18 protein-coding genes and 4 pseudogenes are annotated in these 21,234 nt (G+C 68.0%); 7 read left to right on the forward strand and 15 right to left on the reverse strand.

Annotation, left to right across the window (positions count from 1 at the left end; translation table 11 throughout):
- Window positions 1-58: 58 nt before the first annotated feature.
- The 8 genes and pseudogenes from AADR41_RS12950 to AADR41_RS12985 form a co-directional block, all read right to left on the reverse strand.
- Window positions 59-904 (reverse strand): serine hydrolase, encoded by an 846-nt coding sequence (locus AADR41_RS12950; protein ID WP_342281516.1) that lies wholly within the window; start codon window positions 902-904, stop codon window positions 59-61.
- Complete coding sequence (locus AADR41_RS12955) at window positions 901-2,520, reverse strand: N-acyl-D-amino-acid deacylase family protein (protein WP_342281517.1); 1,620 nt, start codon at window positions 2,518-2,520, stop codon at window positions 901-903. Before AADR41_RS12955 ends, AADR41_RS12950 begins: the two co-directional genes overlap by 4 nt.
- Entirely contained in the window at window positions 2,520-3,293 is a 774-nt protein-coding gene (locus AADR41_RS12960; protein ID WP_342281518.1) for an amino acid ABC transporter ATP-binding protein, read from the reverse strand. The genes AADR41_RS12955 and AADR41_RS12960 overlap by 1 nt, the downstream gene beginning before the upstream one ends.
- Window positions 3,290-4,264 carry an amino acid ABC transporter permease gene (locus AADR41_RS12965; protein WP_342281519.1) on the reverse strand — a complete coding sequence of 325 codons (975 nt, stop codon included), beginning with the start codon at window positions 4,262-4,264 and terminating at the stop codon, window positions 3,290-3,292. The genes AADR41_RS12960 and AADR41_RS12965 overlap by 4 nt, the downstream gene beginning before the upstream one ends.
- Before the next feature lie 8 nt (window positions 4,265-4,272).
- Window positions 4,273-5,157 (reverse strand): ABC transporter substrate-binding protein, encoded by an 885-nt coding sequence (locus AADR41_RS12970; RefSeq protein WP_342281520.1) that lies wholly within the window; start codon window positions 5,155-5,157, stop codon window positions 4,273-4,275.
- A gap of 231 nt (window positions 5,158-5,388) precedes the next feature.
- Window positions 5,389-5,544 (reverse strand): annotated as a pseudogene (locus tag AADR41_RS12975) (IS5/IS1182 family transposase); the annotation flags it as partial.
- A 26-nt stretch (window positions 5,545-5,570) separates the two neighbouring features.
- Window positions 5,571-6,662, reverse strand: a complete 1,092-nt coding sequence (locus AADR41_RS12980) for an integrase core domain-containing protein (protein WP_342281521.1) — start codon at window positions 6,660-6,662, stop codon at window positions 5,571-5,573.
- Between the two features lie 124 nt (window positions 6,663-6,786).
- Window positions 6,787-7,713 (reverse strand): alpha/beta fold hydrolase, encoded by a 927-nt coding sequence (locus AADR41_RS12985; RefSeq protein WP_342281522.1) that lies wholly within the window; start codon window positions 7,711-7,713, stop codon window positions 6,787-6,789.
- Window positions 7,714-8,585: 872 nt separating this feature from the next.
- Here AADR41_RS12985 and AADR41_RS12990 point away from each other — a divergent pair.
- Window positions 8,586-9,827 (forward strand): IS110 family transposase, encoded by a 1,242-nt coding sequence (locus AADR41_RS12990; protein ID WP_342281523.1) that lies wholly within the window; start codon window positions 8,586-8,588, stop codon window positions 9,825-9,827.
- 363 nt (window positions 9,828-10,190) lie between these two features.
- Here the strand turns inward: AADR41_RS12990 and AADR41_RS12995 are convergent, their stop codons facing one another.
- The 3 genes from AADR41_RS12995 to AADR41_RS13005 all read right to left on the reverse strand — a co-directional run bounded on the left by AADR41_RS12995 (window position 10,191) and on the right by AADR41_RS13005 (window position 11,733).
- Window positions 10,191-10,649, reverse strand: a complete 459-nt coding sequence (locus AADR41_RS12995; RefSeq protein ID WP_342281524.1) for a MarR family winged helix-turn-helix transcriptional regulator — start codon at window positions 10,647-10,649, stop codon at window positions 10,191-10,193.
- The gene (locus AADR41_RS13000) at window positions 10,642-11,400 is read right to left on the reverse strand and encodes an alpha/beta fold hydrolase (RefSeq protein WP_342281525.1); all 759 of its coding nucleotides are present in this window, start codon (window positions 11,398-11,400) and stop codon (window positions 10,642-10,644) included. Before AADR41_RS13000 ends, AADR41_RS12995 begins: the two co-directional genes overlap by 8 nt.
- A gap of 153 nt (window positions 11,401-11,553) precedes the next feature.
- Window positions 11,554-11,733: a hypothetical protein gene (locus AADR41_RS13005; RefSeq protein ID WP_342281526.1), complete on the reverse strand. Its 180-nt coding sequence runs from the start codon at window positions 11,731-11,733 to the stop codon at window positions 11,554-11,556.
- Between the two features lie 371 nt (window positions 11,734-12,104).
- Between AADR41_RS13005 and AADR41_RS13010 the strand changes: the two genes are divergently transcribed.
- Entirely contained in the window at window positions 12,105-12,923 is an 819-nt protein-coding gene (locus AADR41_RS13010) for a MerR family transcriptional regulator (protein ID WP_342281527.1), read from the forward strand.
- Between the two features lie 790 nt (window positions 12,924-13,713).
- Window positions 13,714-13,921 (forward strand): annotated as a pseudogene (locus AADR41_RS13020) (hypothetical protein); the annotation flags it as partial.
- Window positions 13,922-14,098: 177 nt separating this feature from the next.
- Here AADR41_RS13020 and AADR41_RS13025 read toward each other — a convergent pair.
- The 3 genes and pseudogenes from AADR41_RS13025 to AADR41_RS13035 form a co-directional block, all read right to left on the reverse strand.
- Window positions 14,099-15,133, reverse strand: a complete 1,035-nt coding sequence (locus AADR41_RS13025; RefSeq protein WP_342281528.1) for an SGNH/GDSL hydrolase family protein — start codon at window positions 15,131-15,133, stop codon at window positions 14,099-14,101.
- Between the two features lie 358 nt (window positions 15,134-15,491).
- On the reverse strand, window positions 15,492-15,794 hold the full coding sequence (locus tag AADR41_RS13030; RefSeq protein WP_342281529.1) for a hypothetical protein: 303 nt from the start codon (window positions 15,792-15,794) through the stop codon (window positions 15,492-15,494).
- Between the two features lie 52 nt (window positions 15,795-15,846).
- Window positions 15,847-17,088: pseudogene (locus AADR41_RS13035) on the reverse strand (IS110 family transposase).
- A gap of 1,114 nt (window positions 17,089-18,202) precedes the next feature.
- On the opposite strand from AADR41_RS13035, the pseudogene AADR41_RS13040 reads away from it, so the two are divergent.
- Window positions 18,203-18,884, forward strand: a pseudogene (locus AADR41_RS13040) (IS6 family transposase); the annotation flags it as partial.
- Here the strand turns inward: AADR41_RS13040 and AADR41_RS13045 are convergent.
- Window positions 18,795-19,424 carry a helicase associated domain-containing protein gene (locus tag AADR41_RS13045; protein WP_446751029.1) on the reverse strand — a complete coding sequence of 210 codons (630 nt, stop codon included), beginning with the start codon at window positions 19,422-19,424 and terminating at the stop codon, window positions 18,795-18,797. The pseudogene AADR41_RS13040 and the gene AADR41_RS13045 sit on opposite strands and share 90 nt — an antisense overlap.
- A 324-nt stretch (window positions 19,425-19,748) precedes the next feature.
- On the opposite strand from AADR41_RS13045, the gene AADR41_RS13050 reads away from it, so the two are divergent.
- The 3 genes from AADR41_RS13050 (at window position 19,749) to AADR41_RS13060 (ending at window position 21,182) form a co-directional block, all read left to right on the forward strand.
- Window positions 19,749-20,552, forward strand: a complete 804-nt coding sequence (locus AADR41_RS13050) for a hypothetical protein (protein ID WP_342281531.1) — start codon at window positions 19,749-19,751, stop codon at window positions 20,550-20,552.
- A 187-nt stretch (window positions 20,553-20,739) separates the two neighbouring features.
- Window positions 20,740-20,913, forward strand: a complete 174-nt coding sequence (locus AADR41_RS13055) for a hypothetical protein (RefSeq protein ID WP_342281532.1) — start codon at window positions 20,740-20,742, stop codon at window positions 20,911-20,913.
- Window positions 20,910-21,182: a DUF6225 family protein gene (locus AADR41_RS13060; protein ID WP_342281533.1), complete on the forward strand. Its 273-nt coding sequence runs from the start codon at window positions 20,910-20,912 to the stop codon at window positions 21,180-21,182. Before AADR41_RS13055 ends, AADR41_RS13060 begins: the two co-directional genes overlap by 4 nt.
- Window positions 21,183-21,234: the final 52 nt, after the last annotated feature.

Here is a 21,234-nt window from a genome sequence, read left to right on the forward strand (position 1 = left end):
GGTCGTGACCGGTCCGCCGGTCACGACCACCGCACCTCGGAGGATGGTGTGCCGTGTCTCAGACAACGGTCCGGCGCCCCGCGCAGGCCGCGAGGGTCCGGCCCACGTCCCGTATGGCATGCACCGCGGCCCGCTCGGTACTCGGGCCCAGCGCCGTGTCCCAGTGCGCCACCACCGCGTACGCCAGCCGGCGCCTGCCGATGATGAAACCGGCGTCGGCACGTACCCCGGTGTCGGTGCCGGTCTTGTTTGCCACCAGAAGCCCGTCGCGCGGCCTCTCGGGAAAACCCGGGTCGTACGGGTCGTGGTCGACCAGTGCGGGGACCAGGCCGTGATCGGTGTTGGCCCGCATCCAACGCAGCAGCCGGGCCGAGGCAGCCGGGCAGCTCATGGTGCCGCGCACCGCGTGTGTCACCAGCCTCGCCAGGTCCCGTGCGGTACCGGTGGCGAAGACGGGCGGCACGTCCGCGCCACGGACGTCACGGACCTTGTCGTGCAGCGTGAGGTGATCGAGCCCGAGCTCCTGTGCGAGCCGGGCCGTGGACTCGCGCCCCACGAGGCGCAGGAGTGCGTTGGTCGCGGTGTTGTCGCTCACCGAGGCGGTCAGCCAGGCCAGGTCCTCGACGGTCCAGCCGCGCCCGCTCAGCCGGCGCAGCAGACCGGTTCCGCCCGCCAGGTCCTCGTCGAGCACTTCCACGAGGCGGTCGGCGGGCAGCTCCCCGGTGTTCAGTCGGCGCGCCACCTCGGCGAGCAGCAGCAGCTTCGAGGCGGACGCCACCGGCAGCACAGTGTGCTCGTCCACCCCCACCGTGCCGCCGCCGTCGATGTCGACGGCGGCGACGGCAAGGGTGAGCGGCAGCGCGGCCGAACGCCGTGCCGCCGCGGCCACTTGGGCCAGACTCATCGGATTCTCACCACTTCTCCCGCCCGCGCCGAGGTCGGGCGGCCGCCTCTTGCCGCGACCCGCCCCGACACCACGATGGTATCGATGCCTTCGGGTGCCAGCAGGGGGCGGTCGAAGTCGGCGGTGTCGCGTACCGACGCCGGATCGAAGACCACCAGATCGGCGAGGGCGCCGTCGCGGACCATGCCGCGGCCAGTGAGGCCGAACCGCCCGGCAGGCAATCCGGTCATCTTGTGCACCGCGCTCTCCAGCGGGAGCAGCTGCTCGTCACGGGTGTAACGGCCGAGCACCCGGGCGAAACTCCCCGCCCAGCGCGGATGCGGCCGACCGGGTTTGGGGACGCCGTCCGAACCGATCATCGACAACGGGCTGGCGAGGACCCTGCGGACGTCGTCCTCGCGCATGGAATGGCTGATGATGGTCACTTCGCCCTGCTCGGCCAGCAGGAGATCGCACGCCTGGTCGACCGGATGGACGCCGCGCTCGGCTGCGAGGTCGGCGATGCTGCGCCCTTCGGCCTCGGGGTGCGTCTGCGCGGCGGCCACCGAGATGAGGTCCCAGCCTCCGTTTCCCACGGTGTTCTCCCATCCCTCGACGCCCTGGGCGATGTCCGTCCTGATCCGGTCGCGCGTCTCGGGCCGGCGCAGCCGTTCCAGCAGGGCGCCGATGCCGCCCTCACTCGCCCACGGGGGCAGCATGGCATGCAGGACGGTGCTTCCCGCGGTGTACGGATATACGTCGCACAGCACGTCCACGCCTTCGGCGCGGGCCCGTTCCAGCCGGGGCAGGGTACGCAGTGTGGCGCCCCAGGCGTGCCGGCCCGCGGTCTTGTGGTGGGAGATCTGCAAGGGGGCGCCGGAGCGCACCGCGATCTCCAGGGCCTCCTCCAGGGCGGACTCCACCTGCGACATCTCGTCGCGCAGATGGGTGACGTAGGGCTTGCCGTGACGGGCGGCGACCCTGGCCAGTGCGACGATCTCCTCGGTGTCGGCGTAGGTGCCGGGCGGGTAGATCAGCCCGGTGGACAGACCGGCCGCCCCCTGGGCCAGCGCCCGGTCCAGCAGTTCGCACATGGTGTCCAGTTCGTCGGGCCGGGGCGGCCGGGCCTCGAAGCCCATCACTCCGGCGCGCAGTGTGCCGTGGCCGACCAGCGAGGCGATATGGGTGTGGCGCAGGGCAGGGTCCTGTCCGGCGGCGAACGCGTCGAAGTCCACGGCGGGCCGCACCGGCCCGAGCCCGAACGTCACCCTGAGATGCTCGGCGAGTTCCGGTAGCCGTCGCGGGAGCGAGGGGAACAGGCTGGTCCCGCAATTGCCGCAGATCTCCGTGGTGACGCCCTGGAGCAGCGGAGCGAGACGGAGACCGTCGATCGGCTCCGTGGCTCCGCCGGCTCCGTGGGGCGCCGCGAGGGCGTCGGAGTGCGTGTGCACGTCGATGAAGCCGGGTGCGACGACCCGCCCGGTCACGTCCAGGGTTTCGGCGGCCGAGGCAGGGGCGCCGGCGGGGAGTACGGCGATCCGCCCGTCCACCACCGCGATGTCCGCTTCCCGGGCGGGTGCGCCGGTTCCGTCGACGAGCGTGCCGCCGCGCAGCAGCAGATCGAGGGGGCGGCCCATCACAGCACCGTCGACAGGAAGGCCCGCGTACGCTCGTGGCGCGGGTCGGTGAACAGCACATCGGGGCTCCCGGCCTCGACGACGGCGCCCCGGTCCATGAACAGGACCCGGTCGGCGACCTCGCGGGCGAAGCCCATCTCGTGGGTGACCACGACCATCGTCATACCGCTGCGGGCCAGGTCGCGCATGACGCCGAGCACCTCGCCGACGAGTTCGGGATCGAGGGCGGAGGTCGGTTCGTCGAAGAGCATGAGGGCGGGTTCCATGGCCAGTGCGCGGGCGATCGCCACACGCTGCTGCTGCCCGCCGGACAGCTGCGCCGGGTAGTGGTCCGCTCGGTCCGCGAGACCGACGTCGGCCAGCAGCTTGCGGGCCTGCTTCTCGGCCTGTGCACGGGGCCGGCCCTTGACAACGACCGGACCCTCCATCACGTTCTGCACCGATGTGCGGTGCGGGAACAGGTGGAACCGCTGGAACACCATGCCGATCCGCTCGCGTTGCCGCCGGACGTCCCGGGCGCGCCGCTCGCGCAGCACCCGGCCGGACGGGCCGTGCTGTTCGTAGCCGACCAGTTCGCCGTCCATCCACACCCGCCCCGCGTCGATCCGCTCAAGGTGGTTGAAGCAGCGCAGCAGTGTGGACTTCCCGGACCCGGAGGGGCCGATGACACAGAGCACTTCACCGCTGCGGAGGTCGAGGTCGATGCCTTTCAGCACCTCGGTGTCGCCGAACCTCTTGCGGACTCCGCGAGCCCTGAGGATCACGTCGTTCATGCCGCTGCTCCCTTCTTGGTGCGTCCGGGCAGGAGATTGGCAAGGATCCTGCTCCGCAGCACGGGAGCGGCGCCGGGGCTGTAGCGACGCTCCACGGCGTGCTGGCCGATGGTGGCGATGGTGGTGAGCACGAGGTACCAGATCGAGGCCACCAGGAGCAGCGCGACCACTTCGAAGTTGGCGAGGTAGAGGTGCTGGGACACGGTCATCAGATCGGCCCCGGCGATGACGGAGACCAGCGAGGTCGTCTTGAGCATGGAGATGAACTGGTTGCCGAACGGCGGAATGATGACCCGCATCGCCTGCGGAAGGATGATCCGGGACAGAATCCGGCGGTTCGACATCCCGATGGAGGCGCCCGCCTCGCGCTGGCCGGGATCCACGCTCTGGATGCCGGCTCGCACGATCTCTGCCATGTAGGCGCCCTCGTTGATGGAGAGACCGAGAAGGGCGGCCACGAATCCGGTGATGACCTGGTTGGACTGCCAGCTGATGAGTTTGGGGCCGTCGAACGGGATTCCGATGCTGATCACCGGGAACAGCAGGGCCAGGTTGAACCAGAAGATGAGCTGGACCAGCAGCGGGGTGCCCCGGAAGAACCAGGTGTAGGCACCGGCGGTGAGACGCAGGACCGGACTGTCGGACAGTTGCATCACCGCGACGACGATCCCGATGGCGATGCCGAGGATCATCGAGATGAGGGTGAGCTGAATGGTCACCCCGAGGCCTTTGAGGATCACGCCGTCGAACTGGTACTTGGCGACGATGTCCCAGTGAAGATTGGGGTTGACGATGATGGTGTAGGCAAGCCACACGGCGAACAGCGCGGCGGCGAGAACCGCGAGCCAGCGCCCGGGGCGAGGCCGTTTGGTCACCTGGAGGGAGAGCTCGTCCTCCTGCGGCGTCCCGTCGGTGGGGATGACTTCCGGCCCCCCGCCGGGAGCGGTACCGGGTATTTTCTGGTGGCTCATTTCCGTTCTCACTGCCCGTCGTTGACGGTGGCCTCGGGTACGGCGCTGTCGCCGACTCCCCAGGTGTCGAGGATCTTCTTGTAGCCGCCGTTGTCGATGAGTTCCTGCAGGGCCTTGCGCACGGCGTCGCGCAGTCCGCTCTGGCTCTTCGCGGAGGCGATGCCCCAGGGCGCGGTGCCGTACTGCTCCGGCAGGACCTCGTACGCGCTGCTCTTCTTCGTGAACATCTTGGCGACGGGATAGTCGACGATGGTCGCGACCGCGCGCCCACTGTCCAGTTGCAGCAGCCCGGTCGGTGCGTCCTCGCTCTGCGAGATCCGCATCTTCTCCTGGCATTTGGCGTTCTGTTCCTCGCCGATGTGGAGGTTGGAGCTGCCCTTGGCGAGGACGACGGTCTTTCCGCAGAGGTCCGCGAGCGACTTGATGTCCTGCGGGTTGCCCTGCTTCGTCATGATGACGCCGCCGGTGCGGAAGTAGTCGACGAAGTCGACTGCCTGGCGCCGCTGGGCGCTGTCGGTCATGGACGACATGACCAGGTCGAACCGTCCGGACTCCAGTCCCGGGATCAGCCCGTCGAAGGCGGCGTTGGTGAGTTCGAGCTTCAGCTTGAGCCGCCCGGCAAGGGCCTTGGCCAGGTCGGGGTCGACGCCGGTGAGCCGGGTGGTGCCGGGCTCGTACATCTCCATCGGCGGGTAGCCGACCGCGGTGGCTACCCGGAGGACACCCTTCTGCCGGTACTCGGCCGGCAGAAGCTCGTCCGCGGTCCGACCGGAGGCGGCCTGCGACTCGGCCCCGGAAGGGGCGTCGCCCTGGCCGGAGCGCCCGCAGGCGGTGGCCGAGAGTGCCACCACGGCCAGGGCTGCCAGACAGCGCAGAGAACGGGAATGATTCATCAGATTTCTCCCTCACGGGTGCGGTGCGCCGATGCTGGCAGTCGCACACGGTGAATGGAAGATGATGAAGCTATTCATGCCTCACCATCGAAATTTGTACGGGTCCGGTCCGCTCCCGGGTCACGCGCCGGAGTCAACGGACGGTGTACGGAGCGGGTGAGCGGTGCCTGCTCGTCCAGGGTGACGGCTTCCCTCACCCGCCCATCGCCGACGGCCGCCGCATCCCACTCGTAATGTCGCCTTGTGACAAGTGCTGTCGTGGCGGTTGGCGCCGGCCAGGACGCGGCCCAGCGGAATGCCGTAGCCAGCCGTCATGCCGGAGCGTTTCAGGCCTTGATTGCCGCGGTCGACCGGTGAGCGACCGGCGACCTCGCCGCCCCGGGTTGCGGGTGCCGAATAATCATCCGGCGAGGTCAGGCGGCATGTTCGTACTCGTGGAGGGTTCCGCCGAGTCGATCTCGCCTGCGGATCCTCAGGCGCCTTCTCCGCGCCGGAATGTCGATCACCTCGGGCAGCGGGCGGAGTGGAGCGGCCTGGCCCAGGGCCCGGTGTGGCCGATGTCCATCGTAAAAGGTCTCGAACTCATCGAGCACGTACAGGAGATGGTGCTGGTTCCAGATCAGGGTGCGGTCGAGGAGCTCGCGGCGGCAGGTCTGGATCCAGCGCTCCATGATGGAGTTCATTCGCGGTATTCGGATCCCGGTCTTGACCACTTCCAGGCCCGCGTCGGCGAACAGGGCGTCGAAGCCGGCGGTGAACTTCGCGTCCCGGTCCCGGATGAGGAATCTGGCGCGGCTGCCGGCGCCCTCGAGGTCCATGAGCAGGTTCCGTCCGAGCTGGACGAGCCAGTCCGCCGTGGGGTGGGCTGTGGCGCCCAGGATCCGGATGCGGCGCGTGGTGTGCTCGATGACGGCGAAGACGTACAGGCGCGCCCCGGTCAGGGTGCGGACCTCGAACAGGTCGCAGGCCAGCAGCGCCTCGGCCTGGCCGCGCAGGAACTCGGCCCAGGTCGTGCTCTGCCGCTCGGGCGCGGGCGGAATGCCGTGCTCCTTGAGGATCTCCCAGACGGTGGATGCGGCGATCTTGATCCCGAGGGCCGCGAGTTCGCCGTGGATCCTCCTATACCCCCACGGCGGGTTTTCCCTGGCCAGGCGCAGCACCATGGCGCGGATCGACCGTACGGTGGGTGGTCGTCCTTGGCGATGTGGTCGGCTCGCCGCGGCGTGGCGGCGCTTGAGTAGGTTGCGGTGCCACCGCAGGATCGTATCCGGCTGCACCAGCAACAACAGGCGTCGCAGTTTGTCCGTCGGTAGGCGGTGAAGGAGGCCGGCGAGTACGGCGCGGTCGGTGGCGGTGAAGGTGGGCTTGCCGACCTGGCGCTGCAGGACCAGCAGTTGATGGCGGAGCGCGAGGATCTCGATGTCCTTCTCGTGTCTGCTCATCGTCAGCAGGCGCAGGATCGCCAGGATGTTGGTCGCAGCGAGGTAGGCCAGACGCAGCAGCACGACAGTTCATGATGCCGTCCCGACGCCGAGCGGGCGACCACTTCGCGATGATCGCCCCGAGCCGCCTAGATCAGCGATCAAAGCTGTGACCTCGGCGGATGGTTATTCGGCACCCGCAGGCCGGTCAGGTCCCTCTGCACCGGCCGCCAAGAATGGAGTCGAGGAATCGGCGGATTGCAATCGCTGACTCCTTCGGCCTTTGTAGATGGGGCCAGTGGTCGGCGTTCAGTTCGATCAGGGTGGTGCCGGGTCGTCGAGATGCCATCTCGCGGGCCTGCGCGGTGGGCAGCACAGTGCTGGCCGTGCCGTGCAGGAGCAGCGCGGGGCAGTGGGAGCTCAGCCATTGGTTCCAGTGGTCGCCGAGCACGCGGGTGTCGGAGTCGACCATGTCCGCAGGGTGAAAGCCGAGCCGCCACCCGTCGTGGTGCGGTCGCAGTCCGTTTTCCAGCAAGGGCGTCAGGGAGTCGCAGGCGGAGAGGAGTTCCTCGCGTGTGGGAGCGGAGTGCGGAAGGCCGAGCAGAACGGACAGCGGTGCGGGGTCCACGACTGGCAGGTGCACAGGCCCGTCAATGTTGATCAGGGCGCTTACAGCGTCAGGTTGGGCTGCGGCCAGGTAGTAGGCGTTGATGGCACCGAGGGAGTGCCCAAGAACGGGCAGGGGCTGATGGTCAAGGCCCAGGTAGGTGAGCAGGAGACTCAGATCGTCGAGGTATCCGTTCCGGTCGTACTGCTTCGCCCGGTCGGAGTCCCCGTGCCCTCGCTGATCCAGTGCGACCACCCGCCACCCGTCGGGGCTCAGGGCGCGGGCGAGCTCTGCGAAGTCAGCTCCTTCGCCGAGGTGTCCGTGTAACCCAAGCAAGGGCCGCCCCCCTGCGGGCCCGAAGTCGAGATAAGAGAGGCGCCGCCCGTTGGGAGTGATGAGGTATCCGCGCACGGGCTGACCTGGGGCTGGTTCGGTGGGCACGGCTTCACGATAGAGAACGTGCCACAGCATCGTCAGTACAGAAACAGCTTCTGACGTTCCCCGATACGAGAGGGTGGCTTTGCTCACGACTCGCGTCAGCAGCTGTTCACCGTTGTGGGAGGCGCCCGCACGGCGGCGATGTCGATGTTCACGGCTCCGAGCAGCAGTACGGACCATGGACATGGCACCCAGCGACGGCGCCGCCGCTACGGACCACTTGCCCCCGTAGCCAGCGCCGTACCCTTCAAGCAGGCTCGATCGGGCATGAGTTGCAACACCGGGACACCGGCGTCGCTGCTTGCCCTCGCTGCTAATTAAGAGCTGCGATCAGGATCGCTACAGTACGGCCGTGCAGGTGGGCCCCCGGTCGAGCTGTAAACTCCGTCCAGCCAGGAAGGCCGGATGCGACTTTAGCCAGCCTGCCCATCAAGGGGCTCCAAAAGACTCCGTCGGCCAGCCCGTACCCTTCAAGCAGGCTCGATCGGGCATGAGTTGCAACACCGGGACACCGGCGTCGCTGCTTGCCCTCGCTGCTAATTAAGAGCTGCGATCAGGATCGCTACAGTACGGCCGTGCAGGTGGGCCCCCGGTCGAGCTGTAAACTCCGTCCAGCCAGGAAGGCCGGATGCGACTTTAGCCAGCCTGCCCATCAAGGGGCTCCAAAAGACTCCGTCGGCCAGCCTTCCGGGGCACCCCATGACTACTGATTAAGAGTTGCGACTCGATCGCTTGTACGGACTTGCCGGCGGGTGTCCCTCCTGTCTGATGATCGTTGTATCTACAGCCAGAAGGCTGGATGCGACTTTAAACCTGCTGCCGTTAAGGAGCTCGACGCGACTACGTCGGCCAGCCTTCAGGTCGCCCTCACTAGCTGATTAAGAGCTGCGATTCCATCGCTCGAACGGACTTGCTCTGGGTGGCCTGGTGCTCCCCGTCCGTGATCGACCTGGAGAGACGAGATGACGCAGCGGCCACCACAGTTATGGGCCGGGATCGACGTAGGAAAAGGACACCACTGGATCACGGTTGTCGACAGCGACGGCGAGTCGCTGTGGAACCGCAAGGTAATCAACTCCGAGTCCGACATCCTGGCCGCATTCGGTGAGGCCATGGGCATGTCGGACCACGTTATCTGGGCTCTCGACCTCATTGACGGTCCGGCATCTCTGCTCCTGGGAGTCCTGGCCAACCACGGCCAGAATCCGCGGTACGTCACGGGTTCGAAGTTCGCGGCCTTCAAGAAGAGCTTCAGCGGCCAGGGCAAGACCGACTTGAAGGACTCCTACATCATTGCCGAGTTCGCCCGCTGCCTCCGACGACAGACAGTTCCTGCGCCGGCACCGTCCAGGCTCACAAAGGAACTCACGCTCATCCTGTCCCACCGCAGCAACGTCTCAACCGAACGCACCAGGACCATCAACCGGATGAGGGCCCTGCTCACCAGCATCTTCCCGGAGCTGGAGCGGTCCTTCGACTTCGCGCAGTCTCAAGGTCCGCTGGTCCTCCTGTCCGGATACCAGACGCCGGCGGCCATCCGGCGCATGGGCGAGAGCAGGCTGACTGCCTGGCTCGCCAAGCGTGGAGTCAGGAAGGCGGCAGCCATCGCCGAGAAGGCCCTAGCAGCTGCTAGGGCCCAGGAGTCAGCGGCTAACGCAGAAGACGTAGCGGCCGAGCTGGTGGCCGAACTCGCACAAAAAATCATGGAGATGAACAACCGGTTGAAGGAGCTGGAGAAGAAGGTCAAGGAACTTCTCTCCCGGCACCCTCAGGCGCCCATCGTCCTTTCCATGCCCGGCTTCGGCGGAGTTCTCGCGGCCGAACTTCTCGCGGCGATCGGGGATATCTCCAGGTTCCCGACCTCTGGGCGACTCGCTGTCGCGTCAGGGATGGCCCCTGTCTCCCGTGACTCGGGATCGAACACGGGAAACCGCCTGCGCCCGACCCAGTACAGTCGCCCCCTCCAGCGGGCATTCTTCCTGTCCAGCCAGATCGCGTGCTTGACCACGGGAACGTGGGAAAACGAGATGTACCTCCGCAAGTACCAGGGCTACACACATGACAAGGGTCGTCATAAGAAGGCCGTCATTGCGGTCGCCCGCCAGCGAGTCTCCATCCTTTGGGCCATGCTCCGGGACGGCCGACTCTATGAGAGGGAGTACAACCCTCGCGAGAAGGCTGCCAGCGACGCTCAGGCAGCTTGACTAAACCCATTAAGAGTCTTTTGCCCCGCCCCTCCGGAAGCCGTAGGCGGCCGATCTCGAATACGGCCCCCGAGCTGCTGCTCACTGTCGCGTATGAAGCCAGGAGGTCGTACTCGGTGATGCGGAAGTGCTCTTCGGCCGGGCGCGGGAGCGCGGGTCTGGCGGCAGGTCGATCCGACGCCGATCGGTCCCGGGGAGGTCTGCTCGGTGTGGTCGAGCGCGTAGTTCCAGCGTGGGAGGTTCTCGGGCCGCGCGAGGTAGGTGAAGACTTCGTTGGAGGGCGCGTGGGTGGTCAGGGTGTTCTCGAATTGCATGGTCGTTCCTTCGCCGGGCGCGGCCGACTGCTCTCGTGCGATCGTGGCGTCAGTCGAGGTCGAGGCGCTTGTTGAGGGCTTTGCCTGAGGGCAGGGTGTCGATGAAGTTGTGCAGGAACGCGAGCATCGCGTTGGTGTCCAGGCCCTCGCAGGCGGCGTCCATCGAGGCGTAGAGGAGCTCTTCGATGCCGGCTACCTCGGTGGCCAGGCGTTCGCCCTCGGGGGTAAGGCTGAGGTGGAGGTAGCGGCGGTCTTCGGCGGCGGTGCGGCGCTCGACGAGCCCGGCGGCGACGACGCGATCGACCAGTCGGCTGGGGTTGGTGCCGCTCTCGCACACCAGGAGCTGTCCGAGCCCGTTCAGGCTCAAGGTGCCGTGCTGCTGGAGCAGGCGCAGCACCTCGGCCTGCGACGGGGTGATGCTGTGGGGTTTGAGGGCCTGGATCAGGAGCCGGTTGCCCTCGCGTTGGGCTGCCAGGATCGCGAACCGCAGGTGTTCGGCCCTACGCACTCGCGCCCGCCCGGAATCCCGGCAGGGCGGCGGCGAGGAAGTCCTCGACCGCGGTGGCATAGGTGACCGGGTGGGAGAAGCGGAACATGTGGCCGGTGCGCGGCAGCACGACCTCCCGGGCGTCGGGGATGCCCTCCAGCATGATCTTGGAGGCGTTCTCGCCGATCAGCACGTCATGCGAGGGGGACAGGATCAGGGTCGGGACCTGGACCCGGCCGAGCGCATCGACGTAGTCGGCCATGAGACTGGCCTGCACGCGCGCGCCGAAGGACGCGGCCGGGGTATTGACGAGGAACAGTTCGCGGCTGCGCGCCTCGCTCCAGGGCACCTGCCCTTCGCCGTCGAACGGGGAGGCGAGGCGGTGGGCGTGGGCGCGCAGAGTCAGCTGCGTGTAGAGCGGGCCACGGGCCTTGCCGATCACTCGCATCAGTGCCTTCCACGGCTTCGAGTCGACCGGGTTGGCCGCGAATCCGCCGGACAGGACCAGGGAGCGCAGGCCCTTCGGGCAGCGGGTGGCAAGTGCGAGCGCGATGTTCGCGCCGAAGGAGTCTCCGACCAGAACCCAGTCGTCCAGGTCCGCGACCACCTTCTCCACATAGTCGGCGTAATGCTCCATGTCGTCGATGCCCTCGGGCAGGCGCAGCGTGCGCTGGGGCGCGTCGCCATAGGGGGCGAGCTGCTCGGCACTCCACGGAGCGCCGGAGAAGCAGGGGACGAAGACCAGGGTCGGAATCTTCTCTGAAGTGTTCATATCGAACATGTTACACGACACATGTGTCGTGACATAAGTTGACTGGATCACACGGGGAGGGATCCGCCTCGTGCGCCGTCGGCGCCCCGGCGGTGTCGCAAGTCGAAGGGGTAGGACTCCCGGACCGAGGACCTGGAGTGTCCGGCAGCAGGCTCACTCCTCCTCGACGTCCCCTTCGGTGGTGTGCGGGTCGCCCAGCGGGTGTGTGCCAGGGACCGGAGTTCGGGTGAAGGCGTAGCGGCCGAAAAAATTGATGTGGTCGAACTGGATAGGTGGGAGGCGGGCGAGCAGGTCGTCGGCGACGGGGAACGGGAGTCCGCGCGCAGACGGCACCGTGGATCACGGCAGGGCGCCCGCGACGCCTGGGAGCCGGTACGCCTGCGCGCGGCTGATACCGAACTCCGTGCTCCGCAGTACGACTCCCAGCTGCTGCGCCCGAGCCATCACGATTCGCGGTCGGCGCGGTCCCCAGCCACCGCACGGCAGCCGGGACGGACAACCGCGCTGCCCGACGCCCGGCCGTGGTCGTTTCCGCGCCGGCTCGACGGATCTCCCCACCCATTCCGGGCCTTTCCCTGGGACGGGACACCAATGGCGAGGGACCGCCCGATAGCCCGTCAGGGTCCGGGTGGTGTGTAGTTGCACATGCCGTAGCGGCATGTGGTGTCGTCGAGGGCACCACAGCACGAAAGGCCCTGTCTGCGATGTACCCCTCCGCCACGCCTCCCCGCGAAGTCAAGATCGGCGATGCCGCCGCCTTCGCCGGAACCACCCCGCGCGCCATTCGTCACTACCACCAGATCGGTCTGCTGCCGGAGCCCGAGCGAGGCGGAGACGGACGCCGCCGCTACGGCTACGACGACATGATCCGCCTGCTGTGGATCCGCAAGATGTCCGAGGCCGGCATCAGCCTGGACGACATGCGGGCCGCCTTCGACGAAGCCCGGGACGTTGAGGACGTCCTGGGCCGGTTGGAGGAGACCCTGGCCGCCCAGGAGGTCGATATCAAGCGTCAGCGCGCGGCAGTCCAGCGCCTGCGGGTCGTGGGCAGCCCACTGGGCTTGCTCTCTTCGTTGGTCACGGACCGGCTCAGCCACCTGCCTTCTGGCGCACTGCGCCCCTCCGACCTGGACGCCCTGCTGGTCACGGAACGGATCTTCGGGCCGCTGGGAGCCGCAATTCAGGCCAGCGTGTTCATCACCCTGGCGACCCATCCCGGCCTACGGGCCGAGGCAGACCGCCTCGACGCGGCCGACGCCGCCCTCGATGACACCGTCGACCCCCACGACCCGCAGGTCGAGGAACTCGCCGCGCAGCACTGCGCCCACCACAAGGCCCTGCTCCAGGCCATTGAAGCGGCCGGATTGGACGTGGCCGAGGAGAAGCTCTTCGAGACCTACGACGCCGAGGCGAGCGGCGAGGAGGACGTCCAGATGAGTGCTTTCGAAGCGGTAACCAAGATGCCCTATGGCTTCTCCGCGGCCCGGACGCGGTGCATGGAACTCACGGCACGGCTCCTTTGACGGGGACCTCTCCGCAGGCAGCTGATCGCTGGTGTGGCCGTGCGTGAGGATCCCGGCTTGGCCACCGACACGAAGTCAGCGTCTCGACGTCTCGACACGGCCCGCACACTCCACGAGCGGGACACCCAAGCCGACGACCCGGGCCACGCTCCTTGAAACTCCCCACTTCGTTGAACACCAGAGCGAGTGATGCGAGGAGCCTCCCTGGCCGCCTTCAAGAATCCCCATCAACCGAGCGTGGCAGGCGCGCGGTGGGTGCTTCCGCGTCTGGTCGGCAAGGTCCGCTACGCGACCAGGATGAGATCGGGACTGCTGCAATGCCCTTCGTGGCAGCCGACGACGCGGCGCTCGCCGCGCAGCATGGCCGGCCCTCTCCCGGCGGCTGCGGGCGAGGTGATGGTGCAGGGCAAGGATCTCGGACGCTGGGTCACCGCGCAGCGGCACGGGTGGGAGCAGCTCCTGCCTGTTCAGCAGTGGATCTTGGAGAACACCCTCGGACTCCAGCCCGCCGAGGATGATGAGCGGCCCGTGAAGCAGACGCAGGATTCGAAGTGGGCAGTAGACCTCGCAGCGGCACGGCAGTTCCACACCCGTGAAGGGCACCTGAGAGTCCCCCGAAAGCACGTCGAGCACCTGGAGTCGGCGGAGGCGGTAGGGCGCGGCGCTGTTGTTCCTCGCGGGTGATCTGCTGGACATCGAGGTCGGCCCGCCCCACCGGGACGCCTCCCCGGCAGAGGTGAAGCTGCAGGCGATCGCAAAGTACGGGCTGCCTCGGACCGTGTCGGTCCCGGACGGCATGGAGGACCAGCTCGGCGCGCTCGGCCTGGTCCTCAACGCCCTGGCCTGTTCAACACCCGGTACATGGACGCCGCCGTCGCCCGGCTCTCCCCCCGTTCGTCCGGCACCACGTCAACATGCTCGGCCGGTACTCGTTCCTGCTGCCCGAGATGCCTGGCGGCCTCCGGCCGGTGCGCGACCCGGAGCGGGCCGAGGCGTGAGCACGGACGCCAGGGCGGTGGAGTCCTAGTCACCGCCCCGGCGCGGCTGGTCAGCGGCGGCTGCCAAGTCCGTGGTTCAGCGAACGGGCCGCGCCGCCGGGGAAGCTGACGGGCTTCCGAGTCCACCGGCAGTCAAGGGTGTCGGCGGGCCCGGGAGCCGTATGCGCTCTGCGGGTCTTACGGGTTAAGGATCTGCTCGACCTTGGCGGCGACCTGCTCGGCCTGGATGTCACGGCCCCTCTCGCTGGGGTGCGCGTACCACGGGATCGACTGCTCGCCGCCGAGGTTGAGCTGGGAGTCTTCCAGGAGGCCACCGATGCCCCGGTTGACGCCGTCGCACGCCGTGTTGTCGCCGGTGTGGCCGTAGAGGTCCACGAAGGCGGCGCCTTCTGCGGTGGCGGCCTCCTTCATGACGTCGTTCAGCCGATTCTGGATCTGGTCCAGGACCGGCAGGGCGTCCGCGGGGATGTCGGCGAGCGGCAGTTCCTTCTGGCCGGGGGCCGGGGTCTGGCACTTGGCCGTGTCCGCGGGGACGATCCTGGGGTAGCCGACCAGGACGGTATCGGCCTCCGGGGAGACGTACACCATCCGCGTGAGCATCTCCTCCAGTTCCTCCTTGACCGTCTCGAACCGCCAGTCGAGCCATGCCTTTCCGTCCCCGGACGAGAAGAACTCGCTGCACCTGGCGGCCGGTTCGTCCGGGTCCACCGGCTCTCCGGGCAGCAGCGCGTGATCCCGGAGCTTGTCGGAGCACTGCTTGAGGATGCTGGGGAAGCCCAGCGTGTTGCCGCCCATGCTCCCGACAGCCAGCCTGGTGTCGGCCTTGAAGGCGTCCTGCTGCGGCGGAAGACTGCCGGTGGGCAGCTGCTGTTCGCTCCAGAAGTCCTTGACGAGGGCGCCCCCGCAGGAGACGTCCGACTGGACATCGAGCGTGATGCCCTTGACCGCCAGGCGCCGGGTGGCGGCGGCGGGATAGTTCTCCTTCGCCTGGAAGCAGAAGATCCTCTTGGTGTCGTCCTGCTGGAAGGGAGCGATGCCGAAGTTGGAGGTGTAGGAGTCACCGAAGAAGACCGTCGGCACCGGGTCGGCGGCCGCCGCCTGGGCGGTTCCCACCGGGACGGCGAGCGCCAGACAACTGCCCAACGCGACCGCCGTGGCGGCCAGCCGCCGGCCCACGGGAGGTCTCGTCGTCCTGTGCACGGTGTTACGCATGGTCGAAGGCATGGCTGTCCCTTTCATCGGGACCCACGAGGTGGGGCGAGCGGACCGAATCACTCCGTATTCACCCACGTGCTGAAAGTGATGATCCGCTGGGCGCGCACCGCAACCGGGTGTTCTTGGACAACTCCAGGCGGGCCACCACGGCCTGACCCAGGCGCGCGGCGACAAGCTCACCGAGCAGCGGCGGGCGGACCTTGATGCGCTCGGGATGCACTGGTAGGCCGGGCGGGGAGTGAGGGGCGGACCGGCGGGTCCGCCACTTCTTCGTGTGCCTGGTGTCCGGCCCCGCCGCCCCGCCCTGGGTGGTACCTCTTCCCCTGGCTATCGCGGGGAAAGACACCTCATGTAGTTAAGCCGTCAAGCCGCCGCCCCATCTCCCCCGCAGAACCTCGGCCCAGTCGCCAGCTTCCGGACCCGGATCTTCCCACTGTGGCACCGGGCTGGGAGCCGTCTCGATCAGGTGAACGAGCGTCCAGGCGACGCCGTAGCAGTCGTCGGGACCGAAGCAGGTGGCCAGGGCAGTCGCCTCGTCGGAGGTGACAGGACGGGAGATCGTCCTCAGCTGGCGTTCACGCCGGTCGATCTCTTCCTCGCTCGCGTCCCAGTCGGGAAGCGGTCCATCGGCAACGAAAGCCTGCACTTCGGGTCTCATGGCCGAATGATCGTCTCCCCTGCCACTCCTGGACAAGCTGCCCCGTTCTGCTTCACGCAGTGGCTGTTCCTGCTGGCTGGGGCTCTGCAGGGAAGGCGATCGCTTCATCGAACGGAACCCCTGCCAAGAGGCAGTGGTGGAGCTGGCCGAGCATGCGGTTGAAGAGGTGCCGCAGCGCCTGCATGTGCCAATCCCCGCCGGTCCGTCGTCGCCTGTAGTGGGCGTCGGCGCCGGCCGAGCCGCTGAGGGAGGCGAAGGCCCAGAGGTGGCCGACGTGGTTGAGCCGGTTGTTCTTGACGAACCGGCGTCCGACGTAGTGGCGTTTGCCGGAAGCGCGGGTGATGGGGGCAGCGCCCGCGTATGCCTTCAGCCCTCCGGCGGTGGCGAACCGGGTGCGGTCGTCGCCGATCTCAGCGAGGATCCGTGCGCCGATCTGGGAGCCGATGCCGGGGAAGCTCAGCATGATCGTGGCGTCGGGATGGACTCGGAAGGCTTCCTCCGTGGCTTCGCCGAGATCGGCGACTGCTTCGCAGGCGGCGTCCAGCTGCAGAAGCAGGGCCGCGGCCTGCTTGCCCATCGCGTCTTCGACCAGCGGGACGTGGTGCGGGGCTTCGCGGCGGAAGAGCGGCTGCAGTCGCTCGGCATCGGCCTCGATGTTCCTGCGGCGGCCGGCCCGTTTCATCATGGCCGTCAAGCGCCAGAGCGGCAGCTTGGCAGCCAGCGCGGGCGTCGGTGCCACCGCCAGGACCCGGCGGGCGTCCGGGCGGGCCAGACCGCCCTGCTTGTCCTTGAACGCCTCCAGGAACGCCGGGAAGTACTCACGCAGCAGGGAACGGAGCTGGTTGCAGAGCTGCTGCCGGCTCCAGACCGCGTCCTGCTGAGCTCGGGCCAGGACGGCCACGGCCTGGGCCAGATCGGTGTCGGCGGCCAGCGGCCTGTGCATCGGCATGTCCGTGCGGATGATGTTGGCGAGCACGAGCGCGTCGCCGGGGTCCGACTTCTTGCGGCTCACCCCGTGGCGGTCGCGGTAGCGGGAGGCCGCCATCGGGTTGACCGCGAAGATCTACCGAGGCCCCTGCCTCAGCGTGGCGACCAGGAGGCCGCGGCTGGTCTCGATCGCCACCGGGATCGGCGCCTCGGCGGTGTCCCCGTGCTCGGCCAGGAGGCCCAGCAGCAGGCGGTAGCCGTCCAGGTCGTCGCCGATGCGGCACTTGGCCAGCAGCTTGCCGGTGCCGTCGACGAGCGCTACGTCGTGGTGTCCCTCCGCCCAGTCGATCCCGCAGAACACGTCCATGGATCCCGCCCCTTCGCCGATGCTTTTCTCGAACGCGAGCACACGGGGCCGCACGGCGCACTAATTCCAGGACTCCAAGGTCCGCCACCTCATCAGCCGTGCGCGGCACCGCAAGGCCGCACGGGCGCACGCCGTGTCCAGAGCTCGAAGCTCGTGAGGAGAAACGCGTCACCGTGCGGCAGCTCATCCATCGAGGATGCCGAACCTGACGGGCCTGTGGGGGCAGAACGTGCGAGGACCGGCCGGCGCCCAGCGCCACCGGTCTTTTCAAAGACCTCGCACGGTCGGAGGTGTCGTAGGGGGCACCACGGCACCGACCGGACCACACACGTCCTGCCCTGGCAGACACCGTCCGCCGGGCCCGTCAGAGATCCAGAACCTCTAATTGCTATCGAATTAGAGGTGTCGGCGCTCCAGGGTGGCTTGCCCGCCGGTGCTGAGCTGCGGAAACGGGCCGTGTCCGTTTCGGGGGGTTCACACCTGCGGTAGTACCTCCGGTCCCCCGCCCGGTGCACCTCTCCAGCCCCCGGTGCAGCCCCCTCCCGGTGCAACCCCTTCCCGGGGCGGGAGCGGGACAGGGCTCCCGGCTGGGCAAGCCGCCCGCGCGGGGTGGCTTGCCGGGCTCGGGGACGGTCCCGGGCGGGTGAAATCTCCCTCGCGTACGCGGGCGGGGATCCCGGCAAGTACGCCCAACTGGTAAGGCAATAAAGGCATTTGGTCGTTGCGTGACTATCTATTCCGTATTCTGCGGATATGCGTCCATACATTGCGATCGAGATCGATGGTGTGCTCTCCCCGTACGGCGGACCGCTGCCCGCCGGGCATGGCCTGCACGATGTGACGTCGGCTGCCTGCAGGAGTGGGCCGCGATGGTCTACCCGCGCCCGCGCGATCTCCGGCTCGCCCTGAACGCCGGGGTCGGCCGGGCCGTCGCGGATCTTCCGGCGGACCTGGTCCTGGTCTCCTCGTACACCCCGGGCGAGCTGGAGCCGCTGCTCCTCGCCGACACGGAGCGGATCACCGATCCGGTGCTCATGCGCGTGGCGGGCGTTGTCACGTTAACTGACCGGCCTGGGATGATCTTGGAGTTGATCGTGCCGGGAGGGGTTCGCTCGTGTCGTCCGCGTCGCCGTCGTACAAGGGGCACCGGTACCCGGTGGAGGTGATCGCACACGCGGTACGGCTGTACTTCCGCTTCCCGTTGTCATTCCGTGAGGTCGAGGAGCTGATGCTCGAGCGCGGCGTGATCGTTTCCTGCGAGACAGTGCGCCGCTGGTGTCTGAAGTTCGGGCAGGCCTATGCCGACGGACGGCGCCGCCGTCGGCCCCGGCCCGGGGACAAGTGGCACCTGGACGAGGTCTTCATCAAGATCAACGGAGAGCTGAAGTACCTGTGGCGGGCCGTGCGACGGCGCCGTCCTGGACATCCTCGTGCAGAACCGGCGGGACACCGCTGCGGCCCGGCGCTTCTTCCGCACACTGCTCAACAAGACCTGCTCGGTGCCGCGGGTGGTGGTCACCGACAAGCTGCGCTCCTACAGCGCAGCCCACCGAGAAGTCATGCCCTCGGTCGAGCACCGCTCCCACAAAGGACTGAACAACCGGGCGGAGAACTCGCACCAGCCCACCCGGCAGCGCGAGCGCGCGATGAAGGGCTTCCGCAGCGTCGGTGGCGCCCAAAGATTCCTGGCCGCCTTCAGCGGCATCTCACCCCACTTCCGACCCGGCCGTTGTCACCGCACCGCACCCGACCACCGCCTCGAGATGACCGTCCGGTTCACGGTCTGGGACCAGATCACCGGCGCTTCCGGCCTGCCCGCTACGGCCTGACCGACAGCCGACAGCCGCCTCGACCACGCCCTGACGCACCGCCAGACGCCTATACCCCCGACAACGTGACAACGCCTCGCGGAGGTCCCACATCATGCCGAGCTCGTCCAGAGCCTGGACCACGTCGGTGTGGACGGCGCCGTGTGCGCAGCGGCTGCGGCGGATCTTGAGGGTGCTGCCGAGCGGGTAGCCGTCCTCGGTGACGTGGTCGCGGGGAACGCGGAGGTGCCCGTGGGCGGTGTGGTAGGCGCGGGCATGGGCGATGAGCTGCTCGTTGGCCTGGTCGCGGGTGTGCCAGATCATGCCGAGCCGGTTCAGGGCGGTGATGCGGTCGGCAGGCATCCAGCCCTTGCGGTGGTGCTGGCGGGCGTTGAGGATCCACCGGCCCAGCCGGTGGCCGTTGTCGGTGACGTGGTCGGCGGGGACGTCGAGGTGGTCGTGTTGTTCGCGGTAGGTGGTGGCGTGGCCGTATCCCTCCCACCAGGGGGAGGTGACCTGGCGGACCATCAGCAGCCGTACCTGCGCGAGCAGCCGGTCGGCGGTTCCGGGAGGGAGCTCCACGGTGATCTTCGCCGGGAGTGGGGGGTCGTCGGTGGAGTGCAGGTGGGCTCGGCACCGAGAACGCCACGCCCTGCCCGGACCGCCCCGACAACACACTGCAGGCCGCCCTCTTGGAGGAGATCACTATCGTGCCCACCGCACGAAGACCTTGCTCCTTCCACGGCAGCGCCCGCGGGGTCGGCAGGCAGCTGCATCATGTCGCCTGCGGAGAAAATCCGAGCAGTAGACTTGATCTTTATGAGTGCCACGTCACGACGAGTACCTGGGGAAATGGCCCTGGAGCCGTTGATGCGCTGCTACGGGTATCGCTTCACTCGCGCCGGAACGGTCAAGGGAGCTGAGCAATCCGGCGATCCCGCAGACGTTGCGGCAGCTCACCGCGCGGGGTGGCCGGTGCATGAGCGCGAACAGTGGGCTGCGTCTGAGATCGTCGAGCGTGCCGTCTCAGCGGCTGCGCTGCTGAATGAGGACACGGTACTCCCGGCGTTCGTCGCGGGGTTGGGGTCCGCTCCGCGCGGGCGGCAGACAGTGATCTCCTACGGATGGGCGCGCTTCCTCAGCACGGCGCCGCGAGAGGAAGACGGTGTCCCTGATTGCGGTCTGAAGCCGGTGTCCGACGTCGATGTCACAAAAGCGCTGCTGCGTCTCGTACTCGGCTGGGCATGGAACGAGATACCGGAGCACTATCTGCCGGACCTGGAAGCCGCCGCAGCGGAAGGGCTGCCTCGCCCGGAAGAGGACGACCGCGAGCGGCTGCGCGCGTTGCTCGGTCTCATCCGCTCAGCGCCGGCGGGGATGAGACCGAGCGAGCTGGAGAAGGAGATCGCGCGGGCGAAGATCGTGCCCGGTACTGACAAGTATCAGCGGTACGGCATCCTTATCGGACTTGCCGAGATTGGGGTGCTTCCCAGCCCAGCCCTGCCACCGATGTGGGACCGGTTCATCACCACCGCCGAGAGGCACACCGCATCCCGCAGGCTACGCGGCGCGCCACGCTCGGACATCACGGTGCCACTCGCAGGATGGCGTGGAGGCGTCGACGAACAACGGGCCTCATGGCTACTGGACACATGAGAGCAGAGGACGTCGCCAGGAGCGTGATGAGCACCACCAGGACGCCCGGCGTCGCGTCAGCGGCCGGCGCCATGGGCGCCAGCAGACTGGTGACCTCGGCAATCGCCTCCGTTGACGGGTAGAAGTAGGTTACTCATCACGGCCTGCCCGCGCCGACGGTGGATCATCACCACGGACGGGGGCCGCGATGAACCTCTGGGACGCCGAACCGCTCCCCGGAACCCGGTGCCGCATCGCGCACCGCATGGTCTGCCCCTACCTCCCGCGCGAAGACCCCTGTACCCCGGATCAGCGCTCTGGCCCGGGGTACAGCCGTGTCTCCATCAGCAAAGCCGCCCGGCCCGGCACTCTGTGCGCATGACCGACGTCTTTGACCACGCACCGCAGGTATGGAACGCCGCGCAACTCCGCGAGGCCATCAAGGGCCTGCCCGACGACACCCCCATCCACATCGGTGTCGCCGAAGACCCCGGCGACTTCGGCGGGTACCGCGAATCCGTCCTCGTCGACGCCCACCACGTCGAGAACTGGTGGCCGGCCACTGGCACCGCGCCCGAACGGGCCGAGAAGGAGAAGGCGCTCACCCTGTTCGCCGACTGGACGCCCGGAGAGTACGACCTGCTCGACTGAACCTCCCGCGTTCTCCCGCAGCCTGTCAGTGGCCGTTGCAACACTCGGCTTC

Origin of the sequence: Streptomyces sp. CLV115 (genome assembly GCF_038448545.1) — a bacterium.
Taxonomy (GTDB): domain Bacteria; phylum Actinomycetota; class Actinomycetes; order Streptomycetales; family Streptomycetaceae; genus Streptomyces; species Streptomyces sanglieri.

What these genes read in the sequence shown, in the direction of transcription:
- AADR41_RS12950 (WP_342281516.1), bottom strand. Translation starts at nt 904, where the DNA reads ATGAGTCTGGCCCAAGTGGCCGCGGCGGCACGGCGTTCGGCCGCGCTG.
- AADR41_RS12955 (WP_342281517.1), bottom strand. Translation starts at nt 2,520, where the DNA reads ATGGGCCGCCCCCTCGATCTGCTGCTGCGCGGCGGCACGCTCGTCGAC.
- AADR41_RS12960 (WP_342281518.1), bottom strand. Translation starts at nt 3,293, where the DNA reads ATGAACGACGTGATCCTCAGGGCTCGCGGAGTCCGCAAGAGGTTCGGC.
- AADR41_RS12965 (WP_342281519.1), bottom strand. Translation starts at nt 4,264, where the DNA reads ATGAGCCACCAGAAAATACCCGGTACCGCTCCCGGCGGGGGGCCGGAA.
- AADR41_RS12970 (WP_342281520.1), bottom strand. Translation starts at nt 5,157, where the DNA reads ATGAATCATTCCCGTTCTCTGCGCTGTCTGGCAGCCCTGGCCGTGGTG.
- AADR41_RS12990 (WP_342281523.1), top strand. Translation starts at nt 8,586, where the DNA reads ATGACGCAGCGGCCACCACAGTTATGGGCCGGGATCGACGTAGGAAAA.
- AADR41_RS13000 (WP_342281525.1), bottom strand. Translation starts at nt 11,400, where the DNA reads ATGAACACTTCAGAGAAGATTCCGACCCTGGTCTTCGTCCCCTGCTTC.
- AADR41_RS13010 (WP_342281527.1), top strand. Translation starts at nt 12,105, where the DNA reads ATGTACCCCTCCGCCACGCCTCCCCGCGAAGTCAAGATCGGCGATGCC.
- AADR41_RS13025 (WP_342281528.1), bottom strand. Translation starts at nt 15,133, where the DNA reads ATGCGTAACACCGTGCACAGGACGACGAGACCTCCCGTGGGCCGGCGG.
- AADR41_RS13030 (WP_342281529.1), bottom strand. Translation starts at nt 15,794, where the DNA reads ATGAGACCCGAAGTGCAGGCTTTCGTTGCCGATGGACCGCTTCCCGAC.
- AADR41_RS13045 (WP_446751029.1), bottom strand. Translation starts at nt 19,424, where the DNA reads ATGGTCCGCCAGGTCACCTCCCCCTGGTGGGAGGGATACGGCCACGCC.
- AADR41_RS13050 (WP_342281531.1), top strand. Translation starts at nt 19,749, where the DNA reads ATGGCCCTGGAGCCGTTGATGCGCTGCTACGGGTATCGCTTCACTCGC.
- AADR41_RS13055 (WP_342281532.1), top strand. Translation starts at nt 20,740, where the DNA reads ATGAACCTCTGGGACGCCGAACCGCTCCCCGGAACCCGGTGCCGCATC.
- AADR41_RS13060 (WP_342281533.1), top strand. Translation starts at nt 20,910, where the DNA reads ATGACCGACGTCTTTGACCACGCACCGCAGGTATGGAACGCCGCGCAA.